The organism is Myxococcus sp. CA039A, from assembly GCF_013336645.1.
Lineage (GTDB): Bacteria > Myxococcota > Myxococcia > Myxococcales > Myxococcaceae > Myxococcus > Myxococcus llanfairpwllgwyngyllgogerychwyrndrobwllllantysiliogogogochensis.
In genome coordinates this window covers 1-8,328 of record NZ_JABUMQ010000418.1, presented here as the reverse complement: position 1 = coordinate 8,328, position 8,328 = coordinate 1, and the positions used below count along the sequence as shown (strand labels likewise).

General features: G+C 69.2%; 9 protein-coding genes. 2 read left to right on the top strand and 7 right to left on the bottom strand.

Annotation, left to right across the window (positions count from 1 at the left end; all coding sequences use genetic code 11):
* Positions 1-15: 15 nt before the first annotated feature.
* Positions 16-1,167 (top strand): AI-2E family transporter, encoded by a 1,152-nt coding sequence (locus tag HR086_RS42000; RefSeq protein ID WP_174468431.1) that lies wholly within the window; start codon positions 16-18, stop codon positions 1,165-1,167.
* A 59-nt stretch (positions 1,168-1,226) separates the two neighbouring features.
* Positions 1,227-3,002: a hypothetical protein gene (locus tag HR086_RS49000; protein WP_254626686.1), complete on the top strand. Its 1,776-nt coding sequence runs from the start codon at positions 1,227-1,229 to the stop codon at positions 3,000-3,002.
* Here the strand turns inward: HR086_RS49000 and HR086_RS41990 are convergent.
* The 7 genes from HR086_RS41990 to HR086_RS41960 all read right to left on the bottom strand — a co-directional run.
* The gene (locus HR086_RS41990; protein WP_174468430.1) at positions 2,986-3,816 is read right to left on the bottom strand and encodes a nucleotidyl transferase AbiEii/AbiGii toxin family protein; all 831 of its coding nucleotides are present in this window, start codon (positions 3,814-3,816) and stop codon (positions 2,986-2,988) included. The two genes, HR086_RS49000 and HR086_RS41990, sit on opposite strands and share 17 nt — an antisense overlap.
* Entirely contained in the window at positions 3,813-5,009 is a 1,197-nt protein-coding gene (locus HR086_RS41985; RefSeq protein ID WP_174468429.1) for a non-canonical purine NTP pyrophosphatase, read from the bottom strand. Before HR086_RS41985 ends, HR086_RS41990 begins: the two co-directional genes overlap by 4 nt.
* Positions 5,006-5,764, bottom strand: a complete 759-nt coding sequence (locus tag HR086_RS41980) for an RNA ligase family protein (protein WP_174468428.1) — start codon at positions 5,762-5,764, stop codon at positions 5,006-5,008. The genes HR086_RS41985 and HR086_RS41980 overlap by 4 nt, the downstream gene beginning before the upstream one ends.
* 29 nt (positions 5,765-5,793) lie before the next feature.
* Positions 5,794-6,957 (bottom strand): hypothetical protein, encoded by a 1,164-nt coding sequence (locus tag HR086_RS41975; protein WP_174468427.1) that lies wholly within the window; start codon positions 6,955-6,957, stop codon positions 5,794-5,796.
* Positions 6,958-7,115: 158 nt separating this feature from the next.
* Positions 7,116-7,445, bottom strand: coding sequence for a Carotenogenesis protein CarS (locus HR086_RS41970; protein ID WP_174464231.1), 330 nt, complete (start codon positions 7,443-7,445; stop codon positions 7,116-7,118).
* Positions 7,442-8,107, bottom strand: a complete 666-nt coding sequence (locus tag HR086_RS41965) for a DUF1109 domain-containing protein (protein WP_174468426.1) — start codon at positions 8,105-8,107, stop codon at positions 7,442-7,444. Before HR086_RS41965 ends, HR086_RS41970 begins: the two co-directional genes overlap by 4 nt.
* On the bottom strand, positions 8,107-8,328 hold a 222-nt coding region (locus HR086_RS41960; RefSeq protein WP_174468425.1), incomplete at its 5' end, for an RNA polymerase sigma factor. The genes HR086_RS41965 and HR086_RS41960, both read right to left, overlap by 1 nt.

The window sequence follows — 8,328 nt, the reverse complement described above, 5'->3', positions numbered from 1 at the left end:
GGGTGGGGTGGGGCGGTGGCTGATTCGCGGCGGTGGTCGAACTACGTGTTCGCGGCGCTGTTTGCGCTCGCGCTGATTCTGTTCTCCAGGATTCTGTTGCCGTTTCTGATGCCCGTGTTGCTGGGCGGCTTCCTGGTGGTCCTGTTCATGCCGGTGCAGGACTACCTGTGTCAGAAGCTGCGGGGCCGCAAGCCCCTGTGCGCCGGGTTGTCCACCCTCACGGTGTTCTTCCTCATCCTCGCACCGCTGGCGCTGGTGGGGTGGATGGTGGCGCGTGAGGTGTTCCAGTTCGTGGGGCAGGCGCAAGATTTGTTGGAGCAGGTGGACCTGCGCCACCAGTTCGCGTCCAGTCTGCCCCGGGGTTTGAGCCGTTACATCCGGTTGGATCTGGAGAGCGCGGAGACGGAGCGCACGTTGATGGCGGCGGTGACGGGCGGCGCGGCGCTCCTGAAGGACGTGGTGGGCGCGGGCACGGAGCTGATCATCAACATGTTCCTGATGACCGTGGCCATGTACTACTTCTTCCTGGATGGTCGCCGGCTGGTGGCGGAGGTCATGCGGTTGATTCCGCTGGACCGCCGCTACTTCGAGGCCTTCGCGCGCGAGTTCACCGACGTCGCCTACGCGATTGTCTACGGCAACACCATCACCGCGCTCATCCAGGGCGCGGTGGGCTTCGTGGGCCTGCTCATCGCCGGTGTGCCGCATGCCGGGGTGTGGGGCGCCGCCATGGTGCTGGTGGCGCTGGTGCCGGTGGGCGGCACGGCGCTGGTGTGGGGCCCCATTGGCGCGGTGCTCATCGCGGTGGGCCAGGTGAGCGAGGGCGTCTTCCTGCTGGCCTGGGGGACGTTCCTGGTCGGGAGCATCGACAACGTCATCCGTCCCCGGCTGTGCGGCTCTCGCATGGCGCTGCACCCGTTGCTCGTCTTCCTCTCCATGTTCGGCGGGCTGGCGGTGTTCGGGATGATGGGCCTGCTGGTGGGGCCACTCATCGCCTCCATCTTCATGGCCATGGTGCGCATCTACCGCCGCGACTTCCTGGGCATCGGCCGCGCGCAATACGTCGCGGAGACGGAGCGCTCGGAGGACCTCGGTGGGTTGGATTCGGAGCCGTCCTCCGCGTCCGGCCAGACGGTGGTGGGAGCTCCGGCGCACCTCAACGCCTGACCGGACGGCCGGGCAAGCCTGGACTTCGCGTGCGGGGTGGGTGAACCTTCCACTCCTGAATGATGAACACCCAACACGCGATGGTTCGCTGGGGCCTGGTGCTCTTCGTGGCGGTGGCGCTGGCCTCTCCGGGGGCGTCGGCGCAGGTCGTCAAGAAGAAGCGCGCGGCGCCAGCCCAGGTGGTGGCGCCCAAGGCGAAGGCAAAGCCCAAGGCCGTCAAGACTCGCAAGGCGGCCGCGCCCAGGGAGGAGCCCAAGCGCCTCGTCGTGCTGACGGTGGAGGGTGATCGCGGCGGCAAGGTGCGCGGACAGCTCGAGTCCGCCCTTCGCCGCTCGAAGCAGGTGAAGGTGCAGTCGCTCAAGCAGTACGCGACGCTGGCGAAGAAGGACGGGCTGAAGGGCGCCGCCCTCTTCACGGATGCAGGGCTCGTCGCCGTGGCGCCGAGGATGAAGCTGGACGCGGCCGTCACGGGCACGGTGGGCCCCTCGGGCCTGACGGTGCGAGTGCTGGATGCGAGCGGCGCCGTGCTCGGTGAGAAGGACGTGAAGCTGACCCGAGGCAAGCTGTCTTCCGCCGAGGCGAAGAGCGCCGTGCTCGCCGTTGTCGGGTCGCTGTCGAGCGCTCCCCGCGCCTTCGAGCCGCCCGCGAGTGTCACTCCGTCCGAGCCGATCCAGCCCGCCGAGCCGGTGGCGCCTCCTCCCGTCGTGGCCGAGGCCCCGCCGCCGAAGACGCCGCCGCCCGCCCCGGGCGAGGGCGGCTCCATCATGATTCCCAGGCCGGAGGTGCCCGCTCCCGTCGCGGAGCGCCCCGTCGAGTCGCCGAAGCCGCTTCCCCCGGCGGAGCGCCCCGCGAAGGTGCCTGAGCAGACGCCGGAGGTCGTGGCCATCGGTCCGCAGCCGACAGACGGTCCCCCGCCGATGGACGAGGACCCGGAGTCGCACACCACCACGGACCCGTTCCTCGAGGTGGCGCTGGATACCGGCTCGGGTGGCACGGTGGGCAATGAGCCGGTGCGACCGCCGCTGGCCCGGCTCACGCTGGGTGGCACGACGACGTGGCGCAAGTACTGCGCGCGTCCGGGCGTGAAGTCCTGCGACGAGTTCGACCGGAAGAGCGAGGATGAGCAGCTCGGGGACCGCTCGGACTACGAGTCGACCGTGCCGTACCTGGGCATCTCCGCGGAGCTGGAGCTGCTGCCACTGGCCCGACACGCCTCGCCGCTGCGGGGCCTGGGCGCGGTGCTGGGCTATCGACGCGGGTACGCGTCCACGAACGTGACGCTGTTCAACGACGCGGGCCAGTCCGTCACGCGCGAGGTGGTGGCCACCGACTCGGTCCTCACCGCGCAGGCGATGTATCGCTACTACTTCGGCCTGGGCTCGTCGCAGTTGCTCGGCTACGCGGGCGCGCGTGCGGGCCTGCTCACGCGCTCCTTCGACGTGGACGAGTCCGCGGACAGCCCGCTGTCGGGCACCCATCGCCTGTATCCCGCGGTGGGCCTGGAGGTGTCGGTGCCGTTGATTCGCCAGGTGCGCCTGGAGGCGGCGGGACAGCTCTTCATCAGCCCTCAGCCCGGCCATGGCTTCGACGACGAGGGCGGAGCGCTGGACCTGGAAGTGAGTGACTACGGTACCTCGGTGTCGACGTTCGGCTGGGAAGCGGAGCTGGGCGTGGCCGGCGAGCTGTGGGGCCCGTTCGGCTACCAGGTGCGCTTCAAGGTGTCGCGCTACAAGGACACCTTCAGTGGCCCTGGCACGCGGACGGGCTGGGACAACGGGGGCGTGGCCGAAGACACGTACTCCAGCATCCACTGGGGCCTCACCGCGTCGTACTGACACGGCGCGCGACTTCGGGGCGCGAGGGCGGTAGTGCTCGCGCCACCTCCCACACGGGGCGCAGCGCCTGGGCGACGGCTGTCACCACGTCCGCGAGCTGCTCGGGGCGTCCCTCCGGTTCACTGGCCCGGTAGCGCGCCCACTTCTCCAGGCTCCACGGGCTGCGACCGAAGTCGTTGTCGACCAGCCGCTCCATCAGCGCCAGCGAGTCCCCGCGTGCGTCGAACGCGAGGCGCAGCGCGGGAGGCAGGAGCGCGGCGTCCAGGGGCGCGTACCGCGTGAGGAGGTACACGTCGAAGAGGTCCTTCGGGCGGAAGCGGCCCTTGCCGCGCTCGAAGAGGCCATGCACCTTCCACGCGAACAGTGTCTCCGCGCGACAGGCGAGGACGTGTGCGGGAGCCGCGTCCGGGGACTCGTAGTCGATCCACTCGGGAGGAGGATCCATCGGGTCGCCGAAGCCCAGGTCGATGCGCAGCTCGAAGGGTGACTGCACCCCGGGCAACTGAGTCTCCACGTGGACACGCACGCCGGGAAACTCCGTCTCCTCCCAGATGACCTCGGAGCGGAGGGCGCCGAAGGTGAAGCCGTCTCCGGTGTCATCCCGCAGCAACCGCCCCATCCGGTCGACGGACTCGCGTGTGTCGAAGGGGAAGCCCGCGAGGAAGTCGAGGTCCTCGACGGGGCGAGGCACCGGGCCGCTCCAGCGGCGCATCATCAGCCCACCTCGGAGGACGAGCTCGGGTGCGTCGGGCGAGCGCGCGAGGCGGCGCAGGACGGCGATTCCCGCGCGCAGGGGAAGGGTGTGCGCGCTCATGAAGAGGTCTCCAGCCAGCCCCGGTCGAGCCCGAGGTTGGAGTCGTAGACGGTGAACTCCCGCAGTCGCTGCGTCAGCGTCAGGCCCAGCCCGGAGAGGTCTTCGAGGAGTGCGTTGAAGCGTGCGTCGGCGTTCGCCTTGCCCAGGTGGTGGACGCGGAGCGTGACGAAGCGCTCGCTGGCGCCGTCCTCGCGAAGCTTGCGTGCGTTGCGTGACAGGTGGGCGCCGTGCCTCGTGCAGCGGGCATGCAGCGTGTCCAGTCCCTCGCCGCTCGCGGGGATGAGGGCCTTCACGTGGAACTCGAAGTAGTTGGCGGGCTGGGCGCGCGCGGTCTCATCGTCCTCGGGCATGTCGCGGTTCTTGCCGAGGGCCTCCAGCTTCATACGCGTCACGTCGAAGCCCTCGCTCGCGAGCGCGCGCGCCATGCCCCTGACTTCCTCCAGCGCCTGTCGGAGCGTGCCGTGGTGGTAGGAGGCCGTCATGGGCTGGAAGGGCTCGGCGCCTCGACCCAGCTCGATGAAGATGCACTTCACCGAGGCCGCGTCGCAGAACGCGCGGAAGCGCTGGAGGTCCTCCTCGGTGCGGGCGGAGACGGTGAGGTGCGCCTCGTAAGCGCCACCCGGAGATGCGATTCGCAGTCGGTCGGCCAGCTCCAGATAGGGGCGGTGCCGCATGTTGAGGAAGAACTTGTTGCGAGCCATCTCCCCGAGCGTGCGCTGGTATCCGTCTGGCAACCACGCGCCGTCCCAGCCGTAGCCACCGTCGCCCCGGGGCGCGGCGAGCAGCAGGCCTTCGATGGCGTCTTCGAAGAGGGTGACGCGGTCCGGGTCCCCTTCCTCGGAGAAGGCCACCGCCACGCGGGTGCGGCCCCGGCGGCCGCCGTGCTTCGCGAAGAAGGCGCGCTCACCCAGGGCCAGCAGCTCCTTCTTGAAGCGGGCGCCGGTGAAGCACTCTCCGTCGTCCAGCTCCAGGGCGGTGGTTTCCACGAAGCAGGGCTCGCCGAGGTGTGCATGGGCGGCCAGCACCTTGCGCTTCGCGATGCCGTCGAGGTCCAGCGGGGCGGAAGTGCCGTCCTCCGCCGAGGTGAGCCCCGGCAGGGCGAGCTTCTTCCAGGTGATGTCGAGGCCGGCCAGCAGGCGGGAGACCTCGTCGGCTTTGTATTGGTTACCGGTGACGAAGAGGGCCCGAGTCACGGGAGCACTTCCTTCGATGGGAGCGCCGCGGGGCGCCAGTTCCAGATGGCGGGACGCCCGGTGTTCTCCGGCAGGAGGCTCCCATCCACCTTGTCGCGACGGACATACTTGGTCAGCAGCTCCACCCTGACACCCGCGCCGTCCTGGCGCTCGAGCCTCCACACGGCCCCTTCGACGGGGTCCAGGGCGTGGTGGAACCCGCCCGTTGGAAGCAGCGCCATCGCTGTGTCGATATTCAAGGGGCCGCCCTCGTGGATGACGCCCGGCGTGGTGAAACAACCCGCGCGGACGCGGGAGGTGAGCTCGGCCCAGGGCAGGCGAGCACCCTGGCGCATCAAATCGAAGGCGACGAAGGGCTCGTGCGCCAGCGCATAGCGGGTGCCGTGGGCGAGCGCGAGCCACTCGCCCACGAGCCACTCGCCGGGCTGGAGCACGGCCTTGAAGCGCTCGGCGTGGGTAGAGACCCACGAGGACCAGAGTTGACGAGCCTCATTGGGAGAGTGGGCGGCGAGCCGACCCTCGCGTCCCAGCGCGATGACCTCGTCTCCCAGCCGGGCCGCGGCGACACACGAGCCGTCCAGCTTCTCCAGGACGATGACGGAATCACGCGCGTCGCGGAGGCGCTCGGTGCAGATGTGCGCCAGCTCCAGTGACAGGTGTTTGTCCGCGGGGCCGGTGCGGGAGCCAGGCAGGTGGGGAATCGAGCCGTAGGCCTTGCGACCCAGCGGGCGCGGAGCGTCGTCAGGGGATGTCACCACCCCCTGACTATGCCCTCACCCTCGGACTATTGCTGATAGCTCGGTGCCAGCACGCCGCCCAGCGCGGAGTTCCGGAGTCCAGGCACCAGGTCGAACGTGTTCTCGAAGGCCCCGTTGTTCGTGGGCAGGAACGTGGTGCCCAGCGCGCCCTCGAGCTGCGTCTCGTCACTTCCCAGCTCGTACATGAACTCGAGCGCGGCGCTCCGCTCCTGGGTGGTCGAGAGCACGAAGGCGCCCGTCACGATGATCTCCGGTCGGTGCCCCTCGATGACGGCGGCCTGCAAGCCCGGACGGTGTTCGGACAGGAACGCGAGCTGCTCGGAGGGGACGATGAAGATGTTCGCATTCTCCCAGGGGTCCGGAAGGGGGCCACCCACCCACCCGGGTATCTTGAAGCGGTAGGGCACGGTGCCGCAGTACTCACCATCCAGGTCGTAGGCGTGGATGCCGCTGGCGTGGGACTGGGTCTCTTCCGCGTCGGGAATCGTCGCGGGCATCTCGAGGCCCATTTGCTCGAGCCAGCTCAGGTCCACCGCGTAGGCGAGGTGGCTCCACCAGGCGGGCCTGCCAATGGGGAACACCCATTCCCATTCGTCGTTCCACACCGCGAACCCCGCCTGCAAGATGTCGAGGTTCGAGGACCGATGGATGTAATCGCAGTACAGGGGGCGAGCGAAGCCCGTCGGCGTGGGGGCGGCGCACTCCGCGCAGTCCTCCTGTACGCAGCGGTTGGAGTCCAGCTGAAGCGCTGGAATCATGCTCGCCTCGAAGCCGCCATAACCGCTGTAGGAAGAGAAGTCGTTGTAGAGCCCATTGGAGGCATAGGCGCACCAACGGGGAGGATTCGCCGACTCGCACTCGGGGCACTCACCGGGGATGCAATAGGGCGCGACGATGCCAGCTTCCAGGAGCGCGGGCGCCATCGTGTGATTGCCCACCACCACGTCCGGGGCGTTGCCTCCGGCCACGGCGACCATGAGGCTCGTGTAGAGGTCCTCCTGGCTGGAGAACTGGGACACCGCCACGGTGTGGCTGGGATTGTTGTCCTCGAAGCGCTGGACCGAACTGTTGAAGGCTGCCTCTGTCTGTCCATTCAAGGCATGCCAGACGGAGATCTGCGCCTGCGCCGAGGCCAACGGGCCTTGAAGGCAGGTGACCAGCAGCACCCACTTCAGGAAAACGGTTCTCATGGACTCCCCCGATTGCGTTCAGCCTCCGCCACGGGCACGTTCCACCGGCGCGGAGGCCCCTCCGATGGAGTGGCACGGGAGTATGGGTGAGTCCTGACCTGCAATTCATCTTAATTTGATAATCCAGGAATTGTCGCCCTGGCTTGTCGCGGTGCTGGCTATTGCACGCGATGCGTTCCCGGCACGGCCCGCTCGCGGTCCTCGCGGCGCTGGCGGGCGGCGCGTTGCAGGGCCCACTGGGGCTCCAACTCGTCCGGGAAGAAGAGGTCTTCGCCCAGCCCGTCGACACGCACCTGGATGAGAGGGTCGGAGGGGTACTGGAGGCCAGGGTCGTCGTAGACGAGGGCCACGACGGTGCCGGTGCGACCGAGGAAGCCCGGGCTGATGGTTCCGTCCGACGACGCGCTGATGACCGTGACGGGCTCTCCGATTCGCACCGGCGCTCCGTCCACGTCAGTGCTCACGATGAGAGAGGGGTCCAGGGTCATGGGGCGTAGGAGCGGGGTTTGAGGTGACGTGACAGGACGAGGGCCATCACGCAGATGAGCCCCCAGGCGAACAGGTGGTAGCTGGCGACGTGACGCCAGTCCTGCTCGCAGGCCAGCTCGCCGACGAAGGCACCTGTCGTCCCAACGGACAGCCCGGCGCTCAGGGCACGCAGGGGCTGGAAGGCCGCGCCGCGCAACATCCACAGCGCCACCACGAGCGGAGCGGCGCCGACGGCCAGGTGGCTCACTGTGCAGACCCAGGCTGGCAGCGAAGGTGTGGTGCTGGGAGAGCCGCGCGCGAGCACGAGCGTCGCCGCGCAGGCCATCGCCAGCCCCACGCCGCTTCGACGCAACCCGTGCCCTCGTGGAGACAGCGCGCCCCAGGCGCACACGGCACTCGTCGCCAGCAACAGCAGCAGCAGGGGAACACGCTCCAGCAGCGCGGGGCCCGTGAGCGCGCCACTGGCGAGCATCACTCCGGCGACTCCCATGGCCAGGCCTCCGGACGAAGCCATCAGCCACGCGGCCTGCGTGCGCCAGCGACGCACGGGTTCGCGCAGGGCCAGCTCTCCGCGCGCGCTCGCGAGGGCGCGTTCGAGCGAGGCGCCGTCCGTGCGAGGCGTCTCGTTGAGCAGGGCATCGATGTCGATGGGCGCCTTCATCACGCCTCTCCCAGCCCGCTGAGGAGCTCACGGAGCTTTTCGTAGCCCCGGTGTGCCCGCAGTCGTGCCGCGCCCGCGCTGATTCCCCGGAGCGCGGCGATCTCGTCGAACGACCAGCCTTCCACCTTGCTGAGCACCACGGCCTCGCGGTGGTCGGGGGGAAGTCTTTGTAGCGCGTCCAGCAGGTGCCGGCGGAGGGAGGGGTCCCCGGAGGGTGGGGG

Coding starts and splice junctions, on each gene's coding strand:
- HR086_RS49000 (WP_254626686.1), top strand. CDS start 1,227: ATGATGAACACCCAACACGCGATGGTTCGCTGGGGCCTGGTGCTCTTC.
- HR086_RS41990 (WP_174468430.1), bottom strand. CDS start 3,816: ATGAGCGCGCACACCCTTCCCCTGCGCGCGGGAATCGCCGTCCTGCGC.
- HR086_RS41975 (WP_174468427.1), bottom strand. CDS start 6,957: ATGAGAACCGTTTTCCTGAAGTGGGTGCTGCTGGTCACCTGCCTTCAA.
- HR086_RS41970 (WP_174464231.1), bottom strand. CDS start 7,445: ATGACCCTGGACCCCTCTCTCATCGTGAGCACTGACGTGGACGGAGCG.
- HR086_RS41965 (WP_174468426.1), bottom strand. CDS start 8,107: ATGAAGGCGCCCATCGACATCGATGCCCTGCTCAACGAGACGCCTCGC.